Origin of the sequence: Atlanticothrix silvestris CENA357 (assembly GCF_016056295.1) — a bacterium.
GTDB classification, from domain to species: Bacteria; Cyanobacteriota; Cyanobacteriia; order Cyanobacteriales; family Nostocaceae; genus Atlanticothrix; species Atlanticothrix silvestris.
Genome location: NZ_JAECZB010000094.1, coordinates 1 through 24,769, shown reverse-complemented (window position 1 = coordinate 24,769; position 24,769 = coordinate 1). Strand labels below are relative to the sequence as shown.

Below are 24,769 nucleotides of genomic sequence, written 5' to 3'. Positions count from 1 at the left end.
TTTTGAATTTACTTTGTATATCCAGTCTCCCGCAAAAACTTACGTAAATCGGCAAAATACTGGAGGCGATCGCTTTTTTGATAAGTTTGTTGCACTCGTTTCCAACCATCTTGTCCTTGACCTAATAAATATTTATCTGCCAAGTAAGCTGCTAAAAATCCTTTACCGTCGTCTCCTTGTTGCCGTTCCTGATTGTAAGTTTTCCATAACTCAAAGGCATTATTGTAGATTAACTTGGGATAGCGACGAGTAACAGCGATCGTTTCTGCTGTGCTGGGTTGTACGAATACAGCCGAAATGCTCAAAACAGCTAAACTTATCAGAGATTGATTAATGAAAGTACGAATAATATTCATCATGAGTGTTGTATGTAGCTGGTTCAACTTTATACAACACTACAAAAATGATCAATATCGAAAAATTGCTGCTGCTAGCGTAGACTCTGGCATTTGTTCTGGCTCAACAACATAAACTGTGCCACCGTTCAGGAGTGTATGAATGGCGACAAAATCTAACATATCTTTATCGTTAGGCTCTGGTTCTGGATGTAAATCCACAGTAATTGTATCTGGATCAAATTCACCCCAGATTTGCTGTCCTACAGGCACAAACAAAGAATCAACTCTTCGACAATAAGCAGCAGAGGCAATCTCTTTAATCTCATTAGAGGCTTTACCAGTACCCTCCCCGGCAAGTTGCTGGTAAAGCTCCATTACATTTTTTTCTGACTCATGAAATAGAGGTTCAACGATTTGCCAGGCTTCTGTGTGTAATTCTTCTGGCTGGAAAAGTTCAGGTCTGCGGGTAATGCCTGCTTCTACCAAATGCTGGTAAGTATTCGCCTCTCGGTAAATGGGATGGAGATACTCAACTCCTGCCAAAACTAAAGGTGCTTTTTGATCTCGCAATTGCTCGTGCAATGCCTTATCAATAACGTGACAGAATTGCAAAATGTCTTCTTGGCGTTTATCTCTATCAGGGCTTCCCTGGCCATGAAACGCGCCTGGTTGCTGAGCAGGATTAGTGCTTCCTCCTCTTGATGTGCCTATGCGATGCTGTACTCCTTTTTGAATCTCTTCCTCCATAAGAGCTTCATCGAGACTCTGAGGCATATTTTCTACTTCCACCTCATTGATACCAAAGCGTGTTCCTGTAAAAAATTTTACCTCTTGTTGGCTCAGAGCGAGGACATAAAACTTACCATCATTATTGATTAAATGTAGCAAGGGCTTCAAGTGAAAGCGATCGCTAACAACCACCAATTCTTGCACCTGCATTGGTAGGCGGTAATAGCGAAACATTTGTGGGGAAATAAAAATTGCCAATCCGTGGTCTTGATGTTCCCAAAAATCGCTAGTATCAAGTTCCATAGCTGGCTGGAGAAAATCTCCTATCTCAGTATGACGAATCCCCATTTCATCCAACCGTTTCTCTGCTTCACGGATTAAATTTTTGAAGCGAATTGGATTTTGTCGAATCTCTGACCCCGCTTTTTGCATAGGTGCATAAAGAGTCACACAAGGACTTTGAGGATTTTCGACTAAAGTTTTTAGTTCATCAATAGAAAATAATGCCATTAATGATTAAACCCCTATCTATTTCAATCAAGGCTGAACGATTTATACCAATTTTCATTAGTATTAGATTTATTTCAAAGCCTGAATTGTCAAAATTCATCTTTCTTCCGATAAGAAATTACCCACCATGTACACCATTCTTTAGATGGATAAACAGGTGGGTAAACACATGAATATTTTTGAATTTAATTTTTATTCATCCAGCATTTGGAGTGTTAGATTTGGTTTGTGGGGCGTTGATAGCTGTCCCAGTTTGCCGTTGTATAGCGAAACCTAAAGATACTCGCTTCATCAGCCAGTACAAACCTAGAAGAATCACAAAACTCACAGCAATAATCACCAACGGCTGTTTACCAAGAAGTTCCTCCACACCTCTAGTTAGTAAAGCATCTGGTTGAGTGATGAAATCCCAGCTATTGAAACGCAAGAACCTTCCCCAATAAATACCAACAGCACACAAAGCATGAGTAATTAATTCAACTCCTAAAATCCATTGGCTTTTACCAATGCGGTGTAAATAGTAACCTAAATTAATTAAGGAAATTACGTAAGCTTCAAATCCAGCTAAAATTACTAGTAGATAAACAGGAATTAGCACTAAGGTAATCATCCACACCGATTGAATTGTGCGAATGTCGTGGATGAGATGAATTACATCAGTCAACAAATAAGGCGCATTTGGTAAAAATGCGTAGAAAACTAAGAATCCTAGCCACCAAACCCAAGAACGGCCGCGTCTGCCACGAAATAGCCAGACACTTAAAGCTAAAGGGATAAAAGCCAAAAACAAATTCCAAGTCATCCAACTCATGTTAATACGCAAGACCTGTAAAACTCTGGCTATCAATTCCTCTTTCATAGCTGTTCACTCGTAAGACATGTGATTGATTGGGGTTTGCTTTAGTAATATTAATTTCAGTAATTGCTTGGCAAAATAGTCAAAATCTAATTATGGTTCTCTTGTTTTTTGAGGCAATTTATTTATTGGAAAGCCAAACAGGGTTTTTGTGCATTTCATACTTCGACTGTAGAAATAACCAGCCTAAGTAACTAGTATAGCCAGAAAATCTATAGAGACGAAGTTATCACTACTGTGAACCTCCTGATCTAGAATCTCGCTTTAGGTTTGATATTAACTTCAATATGCCTTAGGCGAATTACAGAATAGTTGGATAGCTAATCCTCGAAAAATATGGTGTTATGGCATTTTACAAAATTATGTATGGCAACAGCCCGATCAGCGAATCAGTTAAAGTAAAGATAAGTAAAGAAAGTGTTTTAAACTAAATGGCTGCTCTACCCTTAGAGGAAATCTCTGCTCAGTTAGAAAGTCCAAATTTGCGCGATCGCATGGTAGCCCTTGCCAATCTGCGCCATGTATCTCCCGAAGAAGCAGTACCTTTAATTAAAAAGGTGTTAGATGATGAATCTCTGCAACTGCGATCTATGGCCATATTTGCATTAGGAATTAAGCCAACACCAGAAAGTTATCCAATTTTGGTAAAAATTTTGGAGAACGACCCAGACTATGGCATTCGCGCTGATGCTGCCGGTGCTTTAGGATATTTGGGTGATGCTAGAGCCTTTGAAGTGCTGGCACGAGCATTTTATGAAGATACTGATTGGCTAGTACGCTTTAGTGCAGCAGTTTCCTTGGGTAATATTAAAGATCCACGCGCCAGTAAAATACTCATTCAAGCTTTAGATAGCAAAGAACTTGTTGTGCAAGAAGCTGCAATCTCCGCGCTTGGAGAAATTCAAGACATTGAATCTGTTGATAGTATCTTGCGGTTTGCCCAATCAGAGGATTGGTTAATGCGGCAACGTCTCGCAGAAGCTTTAGGGCATCTCCCTACTGCCAAAAGCATCTCAGCTTTGAAATACTTGGCAAAAGACAACCATCCTCATGTTGCCGAAGCAGCAAAAATTTCTCTTCAGAGGCTTGAAGAATTAGGCAATCAAGTTTAATATCAGTACCTCCTGATATCTTTTAATAATAATTAAGTGGGATTTTTAGCATTTGAATCATGAATATTGAAGAATTTTTTCAGTTAAGTGCTGGTAAATGGTTTTCCCATCGTACTAGTCACCATTTGGCTTTTAATAAATCAGAAGACGGCAAGTCAGACATCATCATTGAGATGCTGACAGCAGATCATCCAGAGGTAATCAAGTTATGTCAACTCTACGAAATTCCTTCTAGTTCCGCTTCCTGTGGTGCTAAAGTTAGCTGGAATGGAATAACGGAAGGAGTTCAACAAAAGTACAGTGGCTCTACCGTGTTAGTATTAGTACCTGATGTGGATAAGGCCGACGAAGGTAAATTACTGCGGGAAATAGGTGACACCGAGAAAGCCCTTGTTCCCGGACGTTATAAAATGGGCAGCGATGAGGCGTTGACCTTAACTACGGAGTCAGAAACCATCTGTTCTGAAGAACGTTTGTGGTTTGCTAGCCCTAATTTGCGAATGCGTGTACTTGTTGTCAAGCGCATTGATGGTTTTAGTACAGCTTCCTTCACTTCCGAAATTCGTATGGGTGGTAGTCCAACAGCGTCCAAGGTATCAGAGACTGCTAATCCTGTATCAAGTTAGTCTTGCAGCTTACAAACACTCAAATACATAGCAAAACCCAACATAATTTAAAGCTTTGTTGGGTTTTATTTCTCAAACGCCACTTGATGAGAATTCAGCTAGAGTTTTTCGCAAACCGCAATCAGGTACGAAATATTTCGGTATCCATACCCCTGAGACAATCCTTTATCCTTCAATAGAGACAGAACTTGCCTTAGTTCTTCTTCAATACCTCGCTCCTGAATATGCAACTCAGCCAACAACATTTTTTGAATAGGTTTGACAATCCGCCTCATTTGCTCTTGATTTAGTTCTTCATCTTCTGGGTGTTCTGTGATAAAATTATGAGTAATAAATAATTCAAAATCGTTAATATTTTTACTATTAATTACTTGAAAAATTTCTTGAAAATTTTCCTGAACAAATCGCTCAGTAGTATACTTTAAAACCACGGGGTCTAGTATATAAATGGTAGTAATATCTTCTATATTTTTAATAATAAAAGAATGTTTCGATATTAAATCATCTAAAGTTTTAAATAACTGATTATACGAAAAAAATTGATGACTATCTTGTACTAATTGATGCCATGTAGCTGAATTGCGTCTGAGAGCTACCCAATAAATGAGAGTTGTTTCTGCTTTTGATAGTTCTTGAAATTGCTGATCTAAAAACTGTGTAATTACATCATCAACAAAAACTGATGTATTTTCCAAAAAATCTGATATATCTGGAGATACATTCTGAACCTTCTGGGCAATTCTCTTAAGTATCCACGGGTTGCTATAGCGCTTGCTAAATTCTTTCAGCTCACTATCTGTGGCAGAAATCCCTTCTGCTTTCAAAATTTCTGTTGCTTCTTCATAGGCTAAGGCTCCCAATCTTTTTAAACGAACTAATTTTCCTTCTAATATTTCAATATTTGGAGTTCTTGTTCTACTAAGTAATAATAAACTACTTCTGTGGACTTCTTTAGCAACTCTATCTACAAATGCGCTATAGTTCGCATAATCTTCGCTCTCATTGTCTGTGATTTCTTCCCAGCCATCTAGTACTATTAAACATCTGTAATTATTTAAGTACTGGATTAGTTGAGAAATATCACCTTCTTCTTTTTCACCTTTAGATAAAAAATGTACTAGTTTTATCAGTATTTCTAAAAATGGAGGCGCTGATGTTAAAGAAAGCCAGATTAAGTAATCATATTTATCAGCTATTTTGTCTACTAAATGGCGAGCTAAAGCGCTTTTCCCAATTCCCCCTATTCCGTGAATCACAACTAAGCGACAGTGTTCTTGAACGAGCCATTGCTGAAGTTCGGCTAACTCTTGGGTGCGACCATAAAAATTAGATATATCTGGTGCTTCGCTGAGATTTTTGCGGTGTTCTAGCTCATTTTCTGCTACATTCTCCCACTTTAAATTCAATACTTGGCAAAAAGCCTTGAAAGTATCGGCTTTAATGGGTTGTCTTGCTTCTTTAAAGCGTTTCCAAGTCGCTGGTGCGACAGCAAATATTTCAGCATTATCCCAGTTTTGACGTGGTTCTAAAATTTTACTTGCTTCTCTAAGAAATATTTCGTCCATATCCCAAGCTTTTTCAATCTTGCCTAGTGCCTCAATTCTTTCCTTTTTGGCTTGTTCAATTTTTTGTATCCTGGCTTTTTTAATGAGAAGTTTTCCGCTTTGAGAAACTTTGAGACTTACCATAGTCTTTTAGCACTGTATTCATTTTTAATCTTTAATTCCATTTTGCGGTACTAGGGATTATTTCGTTCTGGTGACTTTAAATGATTAAAGCGGTATTTATTGGTTTTAGGGTTATATTGAGCTTGTACTAAAATACCAATATTTTTAACTTGTTTGCGATCGTGCTGCTCATCAAATTCTATATTTGCTGTAGCACCAAGCACTAAAAAACTCGGTTCTTTTAATTTTTCGTAGACCTGCTGACTGGTTGGATTATTATTTCCTTGATTTCTTAGATCAGTCAAAGCTTTAACAAATACTTTCGCTGCATCATAAGAAGTAAGTGTTCTCCAACTCACATCTGATGTTCCCCAAAGTTTTGTGGCTGTCCCAATAAAATTAGTATTAGCAAGACTTGCATGAGAAGATACAGCAACCACCATATCATCGGCTACATCTACTACATCTCCAAGGTCTAAAGTCTGTGTGTCATACAGAACATCTCCTCCTAAAATTTGACGATTTCGCTTTTGTAATTTAACTTCTTTTACAATATTTAGTGCTTTTTTTAAAGTATCAGCGCTAGGAGCTAACATTAGTACTTGCACGTTTTCTTCTTTTGCTTTATCTTTACAAAGTTGCAATGCATCTGCACGCTTTAAATCACAACCTGTAATATTTTTATATATTGCTCCTAATCTCCTCAGTTCTTGTTCAAATTCATCTTTTAGAGACTTGCTATAATTGTTTTCAGAATCAAAACCAATTAATACTTTCTGCCACTGGCTATTGCTCCGCATGTAGTTAGCTAAATCTTTAGCAGCAATAGAATCATTAGAAGCTGTGCGGAAAACATATTCGTTTAAACGCTGTTGATTATGAAAATCATATCGTCTAATAGCAGTACTTGTGGGTGAAATCAGCACAAGCTGCTTTTTACCAAAAATATCTCCTGGTTTCAAAATTTCGTGGCTACTATAACGACCAACCACCCCTAATATTTTACTATTGCTAAAATATTGAAGGTCTCCGGGAATATTCTGCTCAGCAATATATTCAACTTCTTGTTGTTGACTATCATATTTTGCTATGAGTATTTGCAATACTGGCGCGCTTTCTTGCTCACTTTGAACTTGGGCAATACCACGCAATATTTCTAGAGAATCACCCCGTTCGTCTTCTAGACCGGAAATAACAACTGCTATAGTTGGAAGACTACCATTAATGGCAAGTTGAGTTTGAGCAACTTTAGAGTTGTAATAATAAATCCATGTCTCTGGGTCAATGTGACACTTATTTTCGCTAGAGGATGTTTTTGTTTTATTATAAGCGTTTTTAAATTCTTTTATGGATTTGAAAAAAGCATCTTCAGCTGTTCTAAAATCTGCTGGAGAACTAGCATTTGCAAATGCTTCCATTCCTTGTTTCTTTAAATCATAAGCTGTTCTACATTCTGGAATGGTGGCAACTGCTTGTGCTTCGGCAATTAAAGCTTCTTCTCCCCTGCTAAAATATTCAGCAAAAGGTGGTGGTGGCGTTGGAGTTGATGGTCTAGATAAAGGTGTTTCGGTTGGTTGTTTGACTAATGGGTTTGATGTGTTTGCTTGAATTGCCCAATGTAGAATAACTGCGATCGCTAATCCTAATAAAGCTAAACCACCTAAACTTATCCAACGCTTCCGTCTAGGAATTCCTTTCAGCCAATCGAGAAACTTCTGAAGTAAATTAGGTTGTTGTTTAGTAGACAGAGCATCAAGAACCTCCTGAGCAGATTGAGGTCGATCTTCTTGCTTATATTTGAGCATTGAGTCTAAAACTGTTGCTAAACTCTGGTTGCTCACATTTGTATATTGTCTCCAATTTGAATTCAAAAGCAGCTCTCTGGGATTACCACCTCCTGTCAACAAACACACACAGGTTGCAGCTAAGGCGTATAAATCTGATGCAGGAGATACTTTTTCGCCAGCGAATTGCTCAGGGGGTGCAAAACCAGGAGTTAGAACTACAGATGATGTATCGGCCGGTAATCCTTCTACTACCTGTCTAACTGCACCGAAATCTATCAAATACAGCAATCCATCTCTACGACGGCGCATGATATTTGCAGGTTTAATATCCCTATGTATAGCTCCCCGATTCTCATCAAAATTATGGATATACTGTAGGATTTTTAAAATTTCTTTGAGAATATGAACAACTTCATCCTCTAAAAATTGTCCTTTCTTCTTTAAAATCTGAGCTAAATCCTGACCTTCGATATAATCCTGTACCAAGTAAAAAAACTTTTGCGGATGGCTTGTTTCATGATCAGCTTCCACCACAAAAAATGCCCATGCTCTAGGAATTTGTTGATGATTCAGTTCCGCTAAAATATTTGCTTCACGCTGAAATAATTGTTCTATTCGTTGTAGCTCCGACGGATTCAGCACTCTTCCAGAAGGGTTTCTAGGGTGCAACTGTTTAATTACACGCAGTGGTCTATGGGGAAAGCTAATATCCCGTGCTAAAAAAGTTCTACCAAATCCACCCCGTTCTTCATCAGAAACTAATAATCCTAGCGGTAAGAAATGCCCCCCCAAAATCAATGGCATTCCACATTTAGAGCAACATTGTTCCCTAATGGAAGTAGAAGTGAGAGATTGCTCTGGAATCAAATTTTGAGGTTGATCACAGTTGGGGCGAGTGCAGTAAACTTCAATAGAGGAATCGCTATTAACCATTGATTAACCTTTAGCGTTACTTTAGCTACACACTAAATGACAAAAATTTTTTCAACCTGATATAGTGTTGCAGATCACAATTCAACTAAACTAGTCAGTACTAAGGTTACGCCTGCCTTCTCAGAATTCTTACTTACGTAATAATTCTGTACTATCGTCATGTTTTTTGCAATTCCTTAAAATTAGGTTTTTTCAATAGCAATATCCTATGGATTGCATAAGGACAAATCTATGACTAATCTTTTGAATTTCCCTTCATATCTCGAAAGTAGTTCTAATTACTCCCAAAAAAATGTCACCATTTTGACTGTTATGATTTGGTGCTGTCAGCCAAAGAAGACCAGGAGTAATACTGATATTGTCGTTGATTTTATACCTATAAAACCCTTCAATGTGAAACCCAGTATCTGGGTCACGACGAGGCAAGCCTGCTAAAGGTGCTGAAGTATTAGTCAACCTAGGCTGCATACCGATAATAATCCCCCCCAAATTACCCTGTTTGCCCAAATCAGGAAAGGCTAGAGTGACAGCCCAGTTCCAAATATCAGCATCGCCTTTAACTTCTCCAGTCAGGGCCCGCGCACTGGTATAGCCTACCCATCCACCCACCTGAAAACCACTATTAATTTTGACATTCGTTTCAATACCGTAAGAGTTAGAGGAAACTTTCCTGCCTCCCAAGTTAGATGGTAAGCTGCCAGTATTATGGCCTAAACCATCCTCGTTGTAGGCATTGACATAAGTAAAAGCAATTTTGGTCACTGGGTCTTCGCTATTTGGATAGAAGACAATCTGCCCCAATGCACCATAACCACTGTTAAATAAGCCGTTACCAGGATTATTAGCATTTTTCGCTAGGTACATTGCCTCTGCTTTGATGTTTCTGTTCGGCTTATAAGTAACTATTACACCCGTATCTCCACCCAAACGATAAATGGCATTGTATCGACCAAAGCGAGAAATAGTCGCATTTACATCACTTTGTAGAGGGTTAATAACATCCCCATCATCAAAGTAAGTATTAAAACCTGTGGCAGCCAAAATAGATACTTGCTCGTTTAAAGGAAAACGATATTGCAGTTTACTGAGTGCTACATTGTTAGTTGTATCACTACCAGATTGGAAAGCTACACGAGCTTCATTGCCGGGTGCATTCGGATTAATAATATTACTCGCTTGCAGTCGTATACGTAACTGATCTTTTCCAGTAAAGCTAGTATCAAAGTTAAGGCGTATTCGGCTAGAAAACGTGAGGTTGCTATTATCTTCATCACCACTACGGCTAGCATCTCCAAAAGCATCTACAGCAGCAAATATAACTTGACCATTGAGTTTTGTCGTTGCAGAAAACTGCTGTTTTTCTAGCTGTTCGGTACGTGCTTCCACAATATCAACTCTACCCTGTAAGGTAGTGAGTTCTGTTTTGAACTCCTCTTGTAGCTTTTGCAAAGTTGCCAAATCTTCTTTAACAACTCCGTCTGTGATATCAGCAGTAATTCTTTGGTTAATTCTGTCTAAGCAGTCGTTTAATGCAGTAGCAAACTCAAAGCGAGTCATAGCGCGACTTCCTTTGAAACTACCATCAGGATAGCCAGCAATACAGCTATAACGCTCAACTAGAGACTGCAATGCTTGAAATGCCCAGTCAGTAGACTGCACATCAGAAAGCTGAGAAACTGAAGTAACTGGCGTAGAATTTAGTTGAACATATTGATTAACTTTCTGAGGAAAATCAATTGAATGATCACCAGATTTCAATTTTTCAGCTTTAACGTTTGCATTTGGAATTAATATTAAAATCAAGGCAGCAGGAAGTACGCACAGAAAAAGTCTGATAAATTTCAACATGTTTGTGGTTTCAAAAAATTAATCTAGATACTTTTACGTTGAAGCTTTTTTAATAAAGTATCAGAGATATCATTCATTTTGTAAACGGATTTTCAGTTATATATTCAACTTTAAATTCAAAATATTCAAGATATTCAGTTTGGTTGTTCAATTTATTGAAGGCATCCATTTAATTCCGAAATTAAGCTAAGCTCACTAAAAGGATTTATTTCCAACTGAGAGATGGGCATTGAAAAGATATCGGAACTCATAAGAGTGGCAAATGAGCTAGTTATTCCCATAACAGGAATAGGTTTGACAGATGTACAAAAATCTATTTTGGAGCAGGTTTTCGCAGGAAAAAAACTTAAAGATATTCAGGTCACTGGATACGCGGGCGGCACGGTGCAGAGAGTATTTTGTCCCAAACTTTGGGAGTTATTATCAGACGCTACAAAGCAAAAGATACGTATTAATACAGTTGAGTTAGTTTTAGAAAAATTATTACAAGAGCCGAAGTATAACAGAAGTGAAATTGTTACAGACATTGAATTACCTTTAATTTCTTTACCTATTGCCTCAAAACGTCTGCGTCACAACTTACCGGCTCCTAGTTGCACTACATTTGTGGGTAGAGAAGAGGAAATTACTCGGCTTTTGGAGTTACTTTCACCCAGGCATTCTGCACATTTAGTGAGCGTCGATGGTATTGGTGGTGTAGGCAAAACAACCCTTGTACTGGAAGCAGCTTATCGTTGTTTACACGCCAGTTACAATAATGAAACTTTATTGGGTGTGCCTACTTTTGATACGATTATTTTTACTTCAGCCAAACAGTCTTACCTTACCTCCTTCGGTTTATTACCAAGTTTGGCTCCAAGACGAACTTTACGTGATATTTTCCACCAGATTGCACGCATATTGAATGAGTTAGATATTACTGGGGTGAGTTTTGAAGAGCAATTAGATTTAATTAAGGATGCCTTTTCTTGTCAGCGCACACTGCTAATTGTCGATAATTTGGAGACGGTGGAAAATCAGCAAGATGTTTTGGCATTTTTGTATGAATTACCACCAACTGTCAAAGCAGTGATTACTACCCGCGAACAAATTTTGTTTGTACCTGTGCGGTTAACATCAATGCCAGAATCAGATGGTCTCTGTTTAATTAAGCACGAAGCTCAAGAAAAAGGAGTTTCTCTCAGTAATAAAGATAGTCAAACACTTTACAAATTTACGGGTGGTATTCCAGTAGCCATCAGTTACGCCATTGGTCAGCTAGCTAACGGGTACCCCATTCAAGAAGTATTGGGAGGGGTGTCTCAATCTACGGGAGACGTTGCCCGTTTTTGTTTTGAAACTTCCGTCAACCCCCTTGCAGGACAATCAGCCCATAAGTTATTGATGGCACTAGCGCTATTTCCAATGCCACCTTTACAGGATGCACTCGTACAAGTAGCAGTACCAGAAATGAATTTAAATACAACAAGTGCTGATTTAGCTCGATTGCGGGGTCTTTCGTTAGTCAGGCAAGAGAATAATCGCTACAGTATGCTACCACTAACCCGCGAGTATGCCCTTGCCGAACTAAAGAACTACCCTGACTTTGAAGGGGAAGCAAGGGAGAGGTGGATTAGTTGGTACTTAAATTTTTCACAGAGGTATATCGGACAAGATGCTAAAGGGTGGCAAGGGCAGTTTGATGGTTTGGAGGAAGAGTGGCAAAATTTACAAGCTGCAATTGAGTGGTGTATGGTTGAGGGTCGATACACAGAAATGTTGAAGTTTTGGCAAAATCTTGAGGCATACACCCATATTATGGGTAGGCGAGAAAGTCGTTTGCGATATTGGGACGATCGCCTGAGTTGGACAGCATGGCTAATTCAAGCAGCAGAACAACGCGGGGACTGGTCAGTTACAGCAAAAGTCATGGTTGACCGTGCTTGGACTCTCACCTCAATGGGTAGACAGAAGCAGTTAGAAGAAGCAGACGAACTGTTTACTAAAGCTTGGGAGTTACGTCATCATCAAGAAACTTTGTTTATGTTGACCTTGGCAAGAAATATAGCGGTCTTACGCATTCAACAGCAAAGGCTGGATGAGGCGCAGACTTGGCTAACTCAAGCAAGACAACTATTGCAAGAGACGCAATTAGAGCAACAGCAGCGATCGCGGCAATTAGTGCAAATTCAATATTATCAAGGTGAAATTTTCTTTAAACATGAAAAATATGAGCAAGCAAAAATAATTTTTCAAGAAACCCTAGAACTTGCACAAGCGATGAACTGGATACGCGCCATCTTCTGTACCCAAAATTGGTTGGCTGACGTTGCCATCAAACAACAAAGACTAGATGAAGCCGAACGACTATTAACAGAAGGATTGCGTGTAGCAGAAGCCAACGAAGATAAAAGCCGCATTGCATTTTGTCAACGTTCATTTTCTTTTCTGGCAAAGGCCAAGGGCAATTTAGCTGATGCTCAAAATTGGGCAAACAAAGCCTTAGAAAATTTTGAAAAGCTGGGGATGTTACCGGAAGTAGAGGAAACGCTAAATATACTGCAAAACTTAGATATTAAAATATGAAATCCCTAATATTTTGTAAAATTGAAACTCTGATCTTTTGTCATGAATCTATAAACAGCCGAACTATGTATTCTTCAAAAGAATTTCACAACAAGCAGCGGGGGAATTACCCATAGCACCTTGCCCAAAATTCAATTCAAATAATTTCTGAGTTTGAGCAAAAGCTAATTGCCATTCTAAACGTTCAGCTTCTCCTGTAACTCCAAAATTGGGAACGTGTTGAAGATAAACACTAAAGAGGTTCTGACAGTCTTCTTCAAACTGATGAATATTAGCTATATGTGCGTGTAAGACTGTATCAATTTCTTGATTAGGAACCATTCTGATGTATGGATATTTTTGGATTAAAAACAGTAACCTTCTATACTGTTGAATCGCCAGTAAGGCTTGTATTACACTCATTTTTTGATCTTTATGTGATTTAATGAGGCTAAAAAATATCGCTTGCCAGTCAATCAATTTAACTTTGTTAAAGAAATTGTAATTTTTCCTAAACTGGCAAAAAATTTTGGGTGCCATCTGGATTATATTCAATTTAATACTCCTAAGATAAACTTTATTTAGAGCTTGATTTAGCAATAATTATGTGAGGCAAAATCCATGAATATAATTATTCATAAATGCTCGAATTGGAGTAACGAATACGCTCTGGGTAAACTCGAAAAGAATCAAAGAAGTTAACAGCTTCTGTAGTTAATTCATCTTTTGTTAAAGACCCCATAAAATAAAGACGCTGATTAACTACAAATGCGCGATATTGTCCCAGACTCCCATCCGAGTGTTGCATCAATAATTCCAAGCCAGGATGTCCATCAATTACAAGATTGGTAGTTCTAATAACCTTGCCAGTATGGCCAATCGTTTCTCGCATTGCACTTTGCAATACTTGCCGAAGCTGGGGGATAGGTATTCTAGAAGCTTCTGGAAAGTCTCTCTGTATAATGGTGTACGCAGTTTGGGTAGTAGCACTAAAAGATGTCAAGCGATCAAGCATGTTTTCTGTGACTACACCTGGCATCATAATTTGACAGTCCCGTTGCGCCCCCCAATATATGTAGTTTTGAACTACTAAAAGAGGCTGTTTAGGCATCTGAATACTAGTATTAATGGATACTAATTTATTTGAAGATATAGATTGATTGACTAATCCGAATGCTGGGCATTGGAACGCAGAAATCAGGACAAAAGAACTGAAAGTAAAAGTTTTTAGAGTATTTATAAGTAGCATGAATCTCCCTTTTTCTGTGTGTTAAATTAATATCTCTTTATTGAGCTACAATTAAGGGTTTACCATTAAAACAAATATGAGGTCAAACCTCAGTTTTAGTTCAAAAAAGAGTTCATTTAATGTTCACAGATAGGTTCATGTATCGTTGATTACAGGTATAAAAAAGTCGCTATAGCTTTAAGCACACAGCGATGTCTAGCGTTTTGCAGAGAACGCTAAGAGAGGTTACTTATTTCTCTGTGTCCAGAATGACACAAGAAAGTTATAAATATTTAAATTTGCAACAAACGAGCGATCGCCTGGGGTAGTGGCAGCACAATCATTACTAATAAAGCCATTGCTACCAACCCCAAAATGTCACGTCCGTTATTCAATTCAGTGACATCATTTAAGGCAGGTTCATCAATTAAGGGGATGAATAACAAGATAATCGCCCATACAAAAAATTCTGGCTGCACTAGAGAAAGTAGTAGCAGTAACAAGCGTGAAATTTGCCCAATAACGATTGCAGTCCTTTGTCCAAACATTGCATGGACAATGTGACCCCCATCTAATTGACCCACAGGCATCAAATTTAATGCGGTTACGATTAATCCTAGAAAGCCAGCCACGGCGATGGGATGCAAATCAATAGCTGATTTCGCTGTTAACTGACTTCCTAATGCTAATTTGGAGAGCAACGCTAATAAGATTGAATATTTGGGATTGAGTGCATCGGGATTCAACAGTCCTGTTTTTTCAGTCAGGGGAACCACTTCGGAATTAGCTAAACCCCATATTAGTAAGGGTAAAGTGGCGATAAAACCTGCAATTGGCCCAGCAATGCTAACGTCAAATAAAGCTTTGCGGTTAGGAATTGGACTCCGCATTTGAATAAATGCACCAAAGGTTCCCAAGAAAAAAGGCATTGGGATAAAGTAAGGCAAAGTCGAGCGAATTTTGTAGAATTTAGCTGTCAAATAATGACCAAGTTCGTGGATGCCTAAAATAGTCATCAACCCTAAAGCATAGGGTAATCCTTTCAAAAATACCGTTGGGTCAGATTGAAGCGTCGTCGGATCAACACCAGCAGTTTTTGCCCCGACTAGGGTAGTAGTTAATAAAGTAGCTACTAGTAGTGATAATGCTAAGACTGGCCGAGTTAACTTTTCTGGCTTGCTGGAATTTTCTGCTTTAGCTGCTTGAGTGTTGGGAACAAGCACAAAGAAGGGTTTACCATTGAGACCCTCTTGAAAAATTACCAAAAAGCGATCGCCAAATTCTGCTTCAATATTTGTTTTAATCTGTTGATAGGCTTTAGCGGGCGTTGTTCTTAAGTGACCTCGGCAGATCACAGCCTGAGGTCTGTATTCAATGTTTTGGATGTAGTATACAGACCAAGAAAAACAATTTCGCAGTTGAGTTTCTTCCGTTGGTTCAATGGGACGCACTGGTACTGGTTCTGCGATAGGATGGATAGCCGATTGTGATTCTGGAGATTGGGGTTCAGTTTGCGTATCTTTTGGTATTCTACGCCCCCATTGAAACAATAGCCAGTATAACAAAAGACAGATAAGCGAAGGCCAAATAATCAGTGATGGCGGCGGAGGTTGCTTCACCCCATACATTAGCGTCCATCCGCTTAATAGCAATGCTGGTGTCATTAACACCAGCCACAACAACCAGACAGGAGTTTGGGTGATGTTAGCGACACTGCGCTGCACCATCAGATAAGTAGCTAGTCCCAGTAGGAGGAGAAACCAAAATGTCATGTGATCTTCAGTAATTTTGAAAAAACGTCCTACCAGTAGTGTCAGCACCACATCTATCACTACCAAGCAGAATTTTAACCCCAATTTTTGCTGCAACAGTTAATAGTAGTTGTTCAGTCTCAAGTGTAAATTCTTAAGAAGTTCAACTCTATAACTAGATTTTTTACAACTCCTCAGTTTCGGTTTTTTGCCCATGTGCCCCTTACCTCAACCGCCGAACCATACAGTTAAACCACCACGGGCTGTATTAGAAAGTATCTTTGCCTTTCCACCAAATCGAGACACGTTAGGAGGAACATCTTACTTCATTGTAAGAAATGAAGGCAATATTCTCATCGATTGCCCTACCCTAGACCAAACAAATCAAGATTTTTTGCGATCGCATGGGGGCGTGCGTTGGTTATTTCTCACTCATCGAGGTGCTATTGGTAAAACAGCAGAAATTCAACAAATCTTGGGTTGCGAAGTTCTAATTCAAGAGCAAGAAGCGTATTTACTGCCAGGATTAACCGTAACTACTTTTGGTCAAGAACTTAATTTTACTGCAACAACACAAATTATTTGGACACCTGGTCATTCTCCCGGTTCATCTTGTCTGTATTACAGTGACTTTGGAGGTGTGCTGTTTTCTGGCCGTCATTTAGTTCCTAACCAGCAGGGCGAACCAGTACCGTTACGCACAGCAAAAACTTTTCACTGGCCACGACAAATTAAGAGCCTCCAGTTTTTACTAGAAATTTATTCGCCAGATACTCTCCAATATATTTGTCCTGGAGCTAACACGGGTTTTCTCAGAGGTAAACGTTTAATAGACAACGCTTATCAGCGCCTCACTAACTTAGATTTACAAGCCTTGCTTCAGGCACAACCCATTATTTAGAGGGCATGGGGTAAGGGGGAAAGGGGCAGGGTTAAAGGGTTTGTTTCTTCATCCTTTACCCTTTAACCTTTAACCTTTCCCCCTCTTCTTGCTCCCCTGCTCCCCTGCTCCCCTGCTCCCCTGCTCCTCTGCCTCCTCTACTTCCCTACTCCCGATACTACCGAATTTTTATTCAATAGCTCCAATGCTGCTTTATATTGTAAATCTGCTTCTGTAGCAATCTGTTCGCGCTTGATTGGCTCTTGAGTAATCACTGTATCTGGCTTAATACCTAATTTGTTAATATCTCGGTGTTGAGGAGTTTCATACTTAGCAATTGTAACTGCCAATCCAGAACCATCTGACAATTCAAATAACGACTGAATTAAGCCTTTACCAAAGGTAGTTTCACCTATTAACTGGGCACGACCGTTATCTTGTAGTGCGCCGGCAAGAATTTCACTGGCACTAGCAGTTCCTTGATTAACCAAAATTACTAGAGGATCGTCTGTCAAAGCTGGCCCAAATGATTCAAAACTACCCTGAATACCTTGGCGATTTACGGTGTAAACTACGGTGCCAGAATTTAACCACAGGCGGGCAATTTCAATTCCTGATTGCAAGAGTCCACCAGGATTATTTCGTAAATCTAGAATATAGGCAGCAGCGCCTTTTTTCTCTAGACTAGAAATGGCGTGTGCCAATTCCATTGAGGCATTGGCATTAAATTGGCTCAGGCGAAGATAGCCAATGGGCGTACCCTCTGGAGAGAGTCGCAAATCGGCCACGACAGGGTTTAAAGCAATGCGATCGCGCATGACTCTAACTTCAATCTCTCCTTCTCCCTCTCGTTCAATCAAAAGTGTGACTAAACTACCAATAGACCCGCGCATCCTAGCCGCTGCTTCGTCGAGGGTCAGATTTTCTGTGGAAATGCCTTCAATTTTGAGAATGCGATCGCGCGGTCTGATTCCTGCTTGATCTGCTGGGGAACCCTCTATGGGAGTTACCACTTGTAATGTTCCTGTTTGAGGATCGAGGGCTATTTGCAAACCTACCCCAGTTAATTCTCCAGAAGTATTCACCTGCAAACTGCGGTACTGCTCTGGGTCTAAAAAACGCGTAAAAGGATCATCAAGACTCTGGAGCATTTTCTGAATCGCCGCATAAGTAGCTTTTTGATCATTAAGCGGCTTTTCAAGAGCTTTTTGCCGCACTGCTGCCCAATTTTGATGATTAAACGTCTCATCCAGATAAGAGCGATTGACAATTCGCCAAACTTCTGAAACTAACTTCTGTTCGTCCGTCAATGCTGTTGCTGGTTGAATGAGTAAACCCAGCGCTAAACAAAAAGCCATTAGTACTGAAAATCCCAACCTAAAAACCTGTTTCTGCATGAACCCCATGTTTAATTCCACCTCAACCCAAACTGCCTAGAACTGCCCAATTACCTTGTTGTTGATGAAATCTATCTCTCGATTATGTTACTTTTTTTATAGAAGTGGTGCATTGTTCTCATCAACTTGTTAAAGCAATTGATGCTCATGCATAGCACTCAACAAACGATAAGATCTACTTTGTGTCCACCATTTTGTGTGTTGGGTTGCGAAGAGAACGCAATATATTTCATATTTGCAGAGTGTTAAGTTTCTTAAAATTCTTACCACTCTGAAAGCTCAAAAGCAAACAAACCAACTCCTCTTTGTGAAAATCCCAAAATTGCTAATTTGGGAGATTGTCAACCGCAACCGATTTTTAGGAACTTGAGATTGTATGGCCAACGTTTACGACTGGTTTGAGGAACGCTTGGAAATTCAAGCGCTTGCTGAAGATGTTACTAGCAAGTATGTACCTCCCCATGTCAATATCTTCTACTGTCTGGGTGGGATTACCCTGGTTTGCTTTCTGATCCAGTTTGCTACTGGATTTGCAATGACGTTCTACTACAGACCAACGGTTGCTGAAGCTTACTCCTCTGTGCAGTACATCATGAATGATGTAAACTTCGGCTGGTTAATTCGTTCCATCCACCGCTGGTCTGCCAGCATGATGGTATTAATGATGATTTTGCACGTCTTCCGGGTGTACCTCACAGGTGGTTTCAAAAAGCCCCGTGAATTGACTTGGGTAAGTGGTGTTATCCTGGCTGTGATCACCGTTTCTTTTGGTGTAACAGGCTATTCATTACCTTGGGATCAAGTTGGCTACTGGGCTGTGAAAATTGTCAGCGGCGTACCAGAAGCAATTCCCGTAGTTGGCGTTTTAATTTCAGACCTCTTGCGCGGTGGTTCTAGTGTTGGTCAAGCAACACTGACTCGCTACTACAGCGCCCACACATTTGTACTACCTTGGTTAATTGCGGTCTTCATGCTGTTCCACTTCTTGATGATCCGCAAGCAAGGTATTTCCGGCCCCTTGTAATCTAAATGAGCCAATAGCTTATAGCTGATGGCTTTCACAAATGCTTTAATTGAATTTAAGCAGGAGAGCGCGTTTAAAAATGGCAACACAGAAAAAACCCGATCTGAGTGATCCTAAATTAAGAGCCAAACTAGCCCAAGGCATGGGTCACAACTACTATGGTGAACCCGCCTGGCCTAATGATTTGCTGTACGTGTTCCCAATTGTAATCATGGGTTCGTTTGCTTGTATTGTGGCTCTAGCTGTGCTAGATCCCGCTATGACAGGTGAGCCAGCAAATCCTTTCGCTACACCATTGGAAATTTTGCCAGAGTGGTACTTGTATCCAGTCTTCCAGATTTTGCGATCGCTTCCTAACAAACTTTTAGGAGTGTTAGCAATGGCATCCGTGCCTTTGGGATTGATCCTCGTTCCCTTCATTGAGAACGTCAACAAGTTCCAAAATCCTTTCCGTCGTCCAGTAGCGACTACAGTGTTCCTTTTTGGTACTCTCGTTACTCTGTGGTTGGGTATTGGTGCTGCTCTCCCATTGGATAAATCTTTGACCTTGGGATTGTTCTAAATTAGTCACCACAAAAAGTTTTGACGCCTGTAAGTTTCAAGAGTACGTCACGAAGTGAACAACTGCGGCAGTCGTCGCTTCTTAGCCTCGTAGATGCACTCTTGAAAAAATCCACAGGCGTCAATTTTAGTAATCCAGCCTAATGCTTTAGTTTTGAATTTTGGATGCAAAAGCGATTCCAAAATCTCAAACCGTTATAAAGACGGAAGATCCCAGCATTTTTACTTATTTTATATTCAAGTCACGGTCAATGCTTAGCATGGTGAAGCGAGACCATCTGACAGTGAAGAGCGACCTGAAGCTCTTAAACAAAGTGCAACAATGGTTTGATCAATTTTGTCTGCAACATGTGTCTCAACTGGGTTGGTCAGAAGGCCAACTTTATCGCCTCAATTTAGCATTAGCAGAGGGCTTTACTAACGCGGTTCGTCATGCTCATCGTGCTTTACCACCCGAAACAACCATAGAAATTCAAGTTAGTCTGTGGATTAACAAATTAGAAATGAGAATTTGGGATCATGGAAAACCTTTTGACCCCGATGCGATCGCAGAGCCAGAACCAGGTACTCTGCAAGTAGGAGGCTACGGATGGTTTTTGTTGCGGCGTTTGGCTGACCGTGTTGTTTATGAACGCAGTACAGATGGTAGAAATTGTCTTTTGATCGTCAAATATGCCCATGAAGATCAAATGAAGTGAGAATTTTAGAGACAATTAGGCGAATATAATTTGCTACTACACAAGCAAAGTCCAGCTACGTGGACTTCATACAACAATCTGCAAAGAGAAGTTGTTATAGCGTTCGCGTAGCGCCTTGTAACTTTGTCAGAAGAATATAAAAATTTTGGTATAAAAAAAATACTCAATTTAGTAAAGTCAGCATACGAGTTGCAGTTACTCCTTTGCTAGGATTTGACAAGTAGTGCTGGAAGTTAAAAAAAGCTAGGCTGGGAACCCCAAGTCAGTTTTAAGGAAATTTTAAAGAAAATGATACAGACATATATGGAGCGATTGCAAAATCGTACAACCACACCCGCTGCTAAATCCTCTGTAGGAAGATAAAAAGATAAATGCTAATTGATACAGTGGGAAAAAAACTAGATCCAAGTAAAAATCCTTGCAAACAAGCTAACCATGTCTTCGTTTTCCTAGAGATTTTTACACACGAAGGTGGGATTCAATCCTATGTAAAAGATATTTTTCGTAGTTATTTGGGATTGAATACAGGCTCTCAGGCAGATGTCTTTTTGCTACGAGATACTTTTAAATGCTCAAATCCTTTTGAGTCCGATAATTTAAAATTTCATTACTTTCAAAATCAGTCCCCCCAGATAGGAAGAATGAAAATGGGGGTAACTCTGCTGAAGTATCTGTTGCACAAACGCCCCCAACATGTTTTTTGTGGTCATATTAACTTAGCAGTACTGATCCAAAATCTTTGCCAACCGTTGGGTATTCCCTACACAGTACTAACTTATGGTAAGGAAGTTTGGGAACCACTTAAAAATCAGGAACGCCGCGCCCTTGCCTCAGCAGCAGGAATTTGGACAATTAGTCGCTATAGCCGCGATCGCGCCTGTGCTACTAACGGTTTAGATCCCAATAAAATCAAAATGCTTCCTTGTACGATTGATGGTGAGCAATTTACTCCTGGTTCTAAGCAGTCAGAATTAGTTGAGAAATATGGCTTAACAGGGAATAAAGTTCTAATGACTGTAGCACGGTTATGGTCAGGAGATATTTACAAAGGTGTAGATGTTACGATTCGCGCTATACCACAAATCGCTCAGATTTTCCCAGAAGTGAAATATTTGGTAATTGGCCGTGGTGATGACCAACCAAGATTAGCTCAGTTAGCAAAAGATTTAGGTGTGAGCGATCGCGTGGTATTTGCGGGTTTTGTACCTACAGAAGCATTAATAGCACACTACCGCCTTGCTGATGCCTATATTATGCCTTCTCAAGAAGGCTTTGGCATTGTTTATCTAGAGGCTATGGCTTGTGGGTTGCCTGTGCTATCTGGTGACGACGATGGGTCAGCCGACCCCTTGCAGGATGGTAAGCTGGGATGGCGAGTACCCCATCGCAACCCAGAGGCGGTAGCAGCAGCTTGTATAGAAATCCTCAAAGGAGATGATCAACGTTGTGATGGACAATGGCTAAGAGAGCAAGCGATCGCTCTTTTTGGTAAAGATGCCTTCCAAAAGCGATTGCAGGAACTGCTATCGTCATGAATCATTAACTTGATAGTCCTAAGTTTTTGACCATTAACTTTTGACTCTTGGCTAAACTCGCTATCCTAGAAAGAGCAGCATGACATTTAAAAAATGGGCCTTAAATCTTTACAATTAAGTCTTGTGAATCTTCGCCCTTGGCTGACTTTGTTAGCAGTAGCTTGGTTGCTGGCATCATTAGGCTTGGGCTGGTTAGTAAACTCGTTATTGATTCTTTTCGGATTGCTATTGTTAGCACCTGTTGTAGCTTTTTTTGGATTTCGTTGGTGGCTGCAACGCAACTTGGTTACTGATCAATGTCCCGTCTGTAATTATGAATTTACAGGTTTAAACAATAGTCAGTTGCAGTGTCCTAACTGTGGAGAGCAACTTTCTGTACAACAGGGTCATTTTCAGCGCTTCACACCAGACGGCACAATTGATGTTAAAGCGATCGAAGTACCAACAAAATCCCTAGAAGACTAAGCAGTTAGTCTAGTAGATATTTTATAAGTCATTTTAAAAGGGCCAATCTTAGCTACTATCAAAAGTTTGATATTTTTTAGAGGCGTTGCAGTACATGCAACGTCTCTGATTAAATTGATTAGGCCGTAATAAAATCAGAAGCAGTTAGATTAGTGGTATTAATTCCCGTAAGTTTTGCCAGGATTTCACTCGTAGAAGTCACTAAAATATTGTTACCACAAAAACTCAGTTGACCAAAAGTTAAGCCACCAGACAATCCAATCAAGTCAGTACCCTTGCGGAAGTCGGTAATGGTATCAGTACCTTCCTTAGAGGCAAAAACAAATTTATCTTTACCATTGCCACCTGTGAGCATGTCATTACCTTTACCACCAGAGATGGTATCGTTACCATTGCCACCTGTGAGGATGTCCTTACCCTTACCGCCATAGATGGTATCTTTGCCATTGCCACCAGAGATAGTATCGTTACCCTTCCCGCCACAGATGGTGTCGTTGCCATTGCCACCACAGATTTTGTCATCGCCTGGAGTGCCAGAAATAGTATCGTTGCGGTTAGTGCCAGTGATGTTAGCACCAACAGCGATCGCTACAGTAGTAGTACTAGTTAAGCTACCATCGCTAATGGTGTAGTTGAACTTGGCATTGCCACTAAACCCATTAGTCGGGGTAAACACGATGAAATCATCTGCCGAGTTGTCTTGAGTGCCGTTATTATTCAGCACAGCAATACCCTTGGTTGCACCACTAACGCCAGTAATGCTGAGGCTACTACTATCGATGTCAGTATCATTAGCCAGCAGAGTACTAGCTTGAATACTTACCGCAGTATTGAAACTAGTAGTAAAACGATCATTGGCTGCCACAGGCGCATCGTTGACTGGCTTGACGTTGAGGTTAAAAGCACTACTAATGCTACCGCCATTACCGTCACTGACAGTGAAATTAAAGCTGTCAGTGCCGTTGTAGTTGGCATTGGGGGTGTAGGTGAAGAAGTCGTCGCTGGGGTTGTCTTGGGTGCCGTTGTCGTTAAATGTGAGTGTGCCGTTAGTAGGGTTGGTGAAGTCATTGATGGTTAAGCGTTCGCCCTCTACATCTGTATATTTACGTAGAATATTCCTAGCTAAGATTGTCACGGCAGTATCTTCGTTAGTGGTAGCCGCAGTTGTAAAGCCAAAGCCAAAGACCACATAGCTTGACCCTGCATAGCCTTGTCCGTTGGGGTCGGCACTTGATGCGCCAATAATCAAGTCATCGAAGCTATCACCGTTGATATCCCCCGCACTGCTGACGGATCTGCCTGAGGAGTCATCGTTATTAATGCCGTTAATTACAAAGCCGTTGCTGCCATCAAGAGATGAAAGGTTAAGGCTAGCGTTAAAACCACTACTGCTACCAAAGACTACGTAGCTTGACCCTGCTTGATATTGACCGTTAGGGGAGGCATTACTTGCCCCGATAATCAAGTCATCGAAGCTATCACCGTTGATATCCCCCGCACTGCTGACGGAGCCGCCTGAGTAGTCATCGCTATTAATGCCGTTAATTACAAAGCCGTTGCTGCCATCAAGAGATGAGAGGTTAAGGCTGGCGTTAAAACCACTACTGCGACCAAAAACCACGTAGCTTGACCCTGCACGATATTGACCGTTGGGGTCGGCACTTGATGCGCCAATAATCAAGTCATCGATACCGTCACCGTTGATGTCCCCCGCACTGCTGACAGAACTGCCTGAGGAGTCAAAGCTATTAATACCGTTAATTACAAAGCCGTTGCTGCCATCAAGAGATGAGAGGTTAAGGCTGGCGTTAAAACCACTACTGCTACCAAAGACTACGTAGCTTGACCCTGCACCGCTTTCTCTGTTGGGGGAGGCATTACTTGCCCCGATAATCAAGTCATCGATGCCGTCGCCGTTGATATCCCCCGCACTGCTGACGGATCTGCCTAAGGAGTCAAAGCTATTAATACCGTTAATTACAAAGCCGTTGCTGCCATCGAGAGATGAGAGGTTGAGACCCGCACTAAAGCCACTGTTGCGACCAAACACCACGTAGCTTGACCCTGCAATAGGTGTTCCGTTGGGGGAGGCACCATCTGCGCCGATAGTTAGGTCATCGATGCCGTCGCCGTTGATGTCCCCCGCACTGCTGACGGAGGTGCCTAAGAAGTCACCGCTATTAATACCGTTAATTACAAAGCCGTTACTACCATCAAGAGATGAAAGGTTAAGGCTAGCGTTAAAACCACTACTGCTACCAAAGACTACGTAGCTTGACC

Annotated in this window: 20 protein-coding genes; 9 read left to right on the top strand and 11 right to left on the bottom strand. The window is 40.4% G+C overall.

Annotation, left to right across the window (positions count from 1 at the left end; translation table 11 throughout):
* Positions 1–8 precede the first annotated feature (8 nt).
* The 3 genes from I8751_RS24025 to I8751_RS24015 form a co-directional block, all read right to left on the bottom strand.
* Positions 9–359 carry a hypothetical protein gene (locus I8751_RS24025; protein WP_225894383.1) on the bottom strand — a complete coding sequence of 117 codons (351 nt, stop codon included), beginning with the start codon at positions 357–359 and terminating at the stop codon, positions 9–11.
* Between the two features lie 48 nt (positions 360–407).
* On the bottom strand, positions 408–1,577 hold the full coding sequence (locus I8751_RS24020) for a baeRF7 domain-containing protein (protein WP_214441608.1): 1,170 nt from the start codon (positions 1,575–1,577) through the stop codon (positions 408–410).
* Between the two features lie 196 nt (positions 1,578–1,773).
* Positions 1,774–2,436, bottom strand: coding sequence for a DUF1361 domain-containing protein (locus tag I8751_RS24015; RefSeq protein ID WP_214441607.1), 663 nt, complete (start codon positions 2,434–2,436; stop codon positions 1,774–1,776).
* Between the two features lie 428 nt (positions 2,437–2,864).
* Between I8751_RS24015 and I8751_RS24010 the strand changes: the two genes are divergently transcribed.
* Positions 2,865–3,545 carry a HEAT repeat domain-containing protein gene (locus I8751_RS24010; RefSeq protein ID WP_214441606.1) on the top strand — a complete coding sequence of 227 codons (681 nt, stop codon included), beginning with the start codon at positions 2,865–2,867 and terminating at the stop codon, positions 3,543–3,545.
* A 59-nt stretch (positions 3,546–3,604) separates the two neighbouring features.
* Entirely contained in the window at positions 3,605–4,171 is a 567-nt protein-coding gene (locus tag I8751_RS24005; RefSeq protein WP_214441605.1) for a phycobiliprotein lyase, read from the top strand.
* A 98-nt stretch (positions 4,172–4,269) separates the two neighbouring features.
* Here I8751_RS24005 and I8751_RS24000 read toward each other — a convergent pair whose 3' ends face one another.
* The 3 genes from I8751_RS24000 to I8751_RS23990 all read right to left on the bottom strand — a co-directional run bounded on the left by I8751_RS24000 (position 4,270) and on the right by I8751_RS23990 (position 10,316).
* On the bottom strand, positions 4,270–5,859 hold the full coding sequence (locus I8751_RS24000) for an NB-ARC domain-containing protein (RefSeq protein ID WP_214441604.1): 1,590 nt from the start codon (positions 5,857–5,859) through the stop codon (positions 4,270–4,272).
* 50 nt (positions 5,860–5,909) lie between these two features.
* Positions 5,910–8,558, bottom strand: a complete 2,649-nt coding sequence (locus tag I8751_RS23995) for a bifunctional serine/threonine-protein kinase/ABC transporter substrate-binding protein (RefSeq protein WP_214441603.1) — start codon at positions 8,556–8,558, stop codon at positions 5,910–5,912.
* A gap of 255 nt (positions 8,559–8,813) precedes the next feature.
* Positions 8,814–10,316, bottom strand: a complete 1,503-nt coding sequence (locus I8751_RS23990; RefSeq protein WP_214441602.1) for an iron uptake porin — start codon at positions 10,314–10,316, stop codon at positions 8,814–8,816.
* A gap of 345 nt (positions 10,317–10,661) precedes the next feature.
* Between I8751_RS23990 and I8751_RS23985 the strand changes: the two genes are divergently transcribed.
* Positions 10,662–12,971 (top strand): tetratricopeptide repeat protein, encoded by a 2,310-nt coding sequence (locus I8751_RS23985; protein ID WP_214441601.1) that lies wholly within the window; start codon positions 10,662–10,664, stop codon positions 12,969–12,971.
* A gap of 63 nt (positions 12,972–13,034) precedes the next feature.
* Here the strand turns inward: I8751_RS23985 and I8751_RS23980 are convergent, their stop codons facing one another.
* The 3 genes from I8751_RS23980 to I8751_RS23970 all read right to left on the bottom strand — a co-directional run bounded on the left by I8751_RS23980 (position 13,035) and on the right by I8751_RS23970 (position 15,950).
* Positions 13,035–13,373: a glycine-rich domain-containing protein gene (locus I8751_RS23980; protein ID WP_214441600.1), complete on the bottom strand. Its 339-nt coding sequence runs from the start codon at positions 13,371–13,373 to the stop codon at positions 13,035–13,037.
* A 208-nt stretch (positions 13,374–13,581) separates the two neighbouring features.
* Positions 13,582–14,061 carry a hypothetical protein gene (locus tag I8751_RS23975; RefSeq protein WP_225894381.1) on the bottom strand — a complete coding sequence of 160 codons (480 nt, stop codon included), beginning with the start codon at positions 14,059–14,061 and terminating at the stop codon, positions 13,582–13,584.
* 410 nt (positions 14,062–14,471) lie between these two features.
* Entirely contained in the window at positions 14,472–15,950 is a 1,479-nt protein-coding gene (locus I8751_RS23970) for a site-2 protease family protein (protein WP_214441691.1), read from the bottom strand.
* Between the two features lie 193 nt (positions 15,951–16,143).
* Between I8751_RS23970 and I8751_RS23965 the strand changes: the two genes are divergently transcribed.
* On the top strand, positions 16,144–16,830 hold the full coding sequence (locus I8751_RS23965) for an MBL fold metallo-hydrolase (RefSeq protein WP_214441598.1): 687 nt from the start codon (positions 16,144–16,146) through the stop codon (positions 16,828–16,830).
* 137 nt (positions 16,831–16,967) lie between these two features.
* Here I8751_RS23965 and ctpA read toward each other — a convergent pair whose 3' ends face one another.
* The gene (ctpA, locus tag I8751_RS23960) at positions 16,968–18,215 is read right to left on the bottom strand and encodes a carboxyl-terminal processing protease CtpA (protein WP_214441597.1); all 1,248 of its coding nucleotides are present in this window, start codon (positions 18,213–18,215) and stop codon (positions 16,968–16,970) included.
* 367 nt (positions 18,216–18,582) lie between these two features.
* On the opposite strand from ctpA, the gene petB reads away from it, so the two are divergent.
* The 5 genes from petB to I8751_RS23935 all read left to right on the top strand — a co-directional run bounded on the left by petB (position 18,583) and on the right by I8751_RS23935 (position 22,489).
* Positions 18,583–19,230, top strand: coding sequence for a cytochrome b6 (gene petB, locus I8751_RS23955; protein WP_214441596.1), 648 nt, complete (start codon positions 18,583–18,585; stop codon positions 19,228–19,230).
* 79 nt (positions 19,231–19,309) lie between these two features.
* Complete coding sequence (petD, locus tag I8751_RS23950) at positions 19,310–19,792, top strand: cytochrome b6-f complex subunit IV (RefSeq protein ID WP_214441595.1); 483 nt, start codon at positions 19,310–19,312, stop codon at positions 19,790–19,792.
* A gap of 250 nt (positions 19,793–20,042) precedes the next feature.
* Positions 20,043–20,489: an ATP-binding protein gene (locus I8751_RS23945; protein WP_214441594.1), complete on the top strand. Its 447-nt coding sequence runs from the start codon at positions 20,043–20,045 to the stop codon at positions 20,487–20,489.
* 371 nt (positions 20,490–20,860) lie between these two features.
* On the top strand, positions 20,861–22,024 hold the full coding sequence (locus tag I8751_RS23940) for a glycosyltransferase (RefSeq protein ID WP_214441593.1): 1,164 nt from the start codon (positions 20,861–20,863) through the stop codon (positions 22,022–22,024).
* A gap of 93 nt (positions 22,025–22,117) precedes the next feature.
* Positions 22,118–22,489 (top strand): hypothetical protein, encoded by a 372-nt coding sequence (locus tag I8751_RS23935; RefSeq protein ID WP_214441592.1) that lies wholly within the window; start codon positions 22,118–22,120, stop codon positions 22,487–22,489.
* Positions 22,490–22,607: 118 nt separating this feature from the next.
* Here the strand turns inward: I8751_RS23935 and I8751_RS23930 are convergent.
* A partial coding sequence (locus tag I8751_RS23930) for a cadherin-like domain-containing protein (protein WP_214441591.1) occupies positions 22,608–24,769 on the bottom strand: 2,162 nt, incomplete at its 5' end.

Bases quoted from the DNA above. Each gene is read 5' to 3' on its own strand.
- I8751_RS24025 (WP_225894383.1), bottom strand. From the start codon at position 359: ATGATGAATATTATTCGTACTTTCATTAATCAATCTCTGATAAGTTTA.
- I8751_RS24020 (WP_214441608.1), bottom strand. From the start codon at position 1,577: ATGGCATTATTTTCTATTGATGAACTAAAAACTTTAGTCGAAAATCCT.
- I8751_RS24015 (WP_214441607.1), bottom strand. From the start codon at position 2,436: ATGAAAGAGGAATTGATAGCCAGAGTTTTACAGGTCTTGCGTATTAAC.
- I8751_RS24010 (WP_214441606.1), top strand. From the start codon at position 2,865: ATGGCTGCTCTACCCTTAGAGGAAATCTCTGCTCAGTTAGAAAGTCCA.
- I8751_RS24005 (WP_214441605.1), top strand. From the start codon at position 3,605: ATGAATATTGAAGAATTTTTTCAGTTAAGTGCTGGTAAATGGTTTTCC.
- I8751_RS24000 (WP_214441604.1), bottom strand. From the start codon at position 5,859: ATGGTAAGTCTCAAAGTTTCTCAAAGCGGAAAACTTCTCATTAAAAAA.
- I8751_RS23995 (WP_214441603.1), bottom strand. From the start codon at position 8,558: ATGGTTAATAGCGATTCCTCTATTGAAGTTTACTGCACTCGCCCCAAC.
- I8751_RS23980 (WP_214441600.1), bottom strand. From the start codon at position 13,373: ATGAGTGTAATACAAGCCTTACTGGCGATTCAACAGTATAGAAGGTTA.
- I8751_RS23975 (WP_225894381.1), bottom strand. From the start codon at position 14,061: ATGCCTAAACAGCCTCTTTTAGTAGTTCAAAACTACATATATTGGGGG.
- I8751_RS23970 (WP_214441691.1), bottom strand. From the start codon at position 15,950: ATGACATTTTGGTTTCTCCTCCTACTGGGACTAGCTACTTATCTGATG.
- I8751_RS23965 (WP_214441598.1), top strand. From the start codon at position 16,144: ATGTGCCCCTTACCTCAACCGCCGAACCATACAGTTAAACCACCACGG.
- ctpA (WP_214441597.1), bottom strand. From the start codon at position 18,215: ATGGGGTTCATGCAGAAACAGGTTTTTAGGTTGGGATTTTCAGTACTA.
- petB (WP_214441596.1), top strand. From the start codon at position 18,583: ATGGCCAACGTTTACGACTGGTTTGAGGAACGCTTGGAAATTCAAGCG.
- petD (WP_214441595.1), top strand. From the start codon at position 19,310: ATGGCAACACAGAAAAAACCCGATCTGAGTGATCCTAAATTAAGAGCC.
- I8751_RS23945 (WP_214441594.1), top strand. From the start codon at position 20,043: ATGCTTAGCATGGTGAAGCGAGACCATCTGACAGTGAAGAGCGACCTG.
- I8751_RS23940 (WP_214441593.1), top strand. From the start codon at position 20,861: ATGCTAATTGATACAGTGGGAAAAAAACTAGATCCAAGTAAAAATCCT.
- I8751_RS23935 (WP_214441592.1), top strand. From the start codon at position 22,118: ATGGGCCTTAAATCTTTACAATTAAGTCTTGTGAATCTTCGCCCTTGG.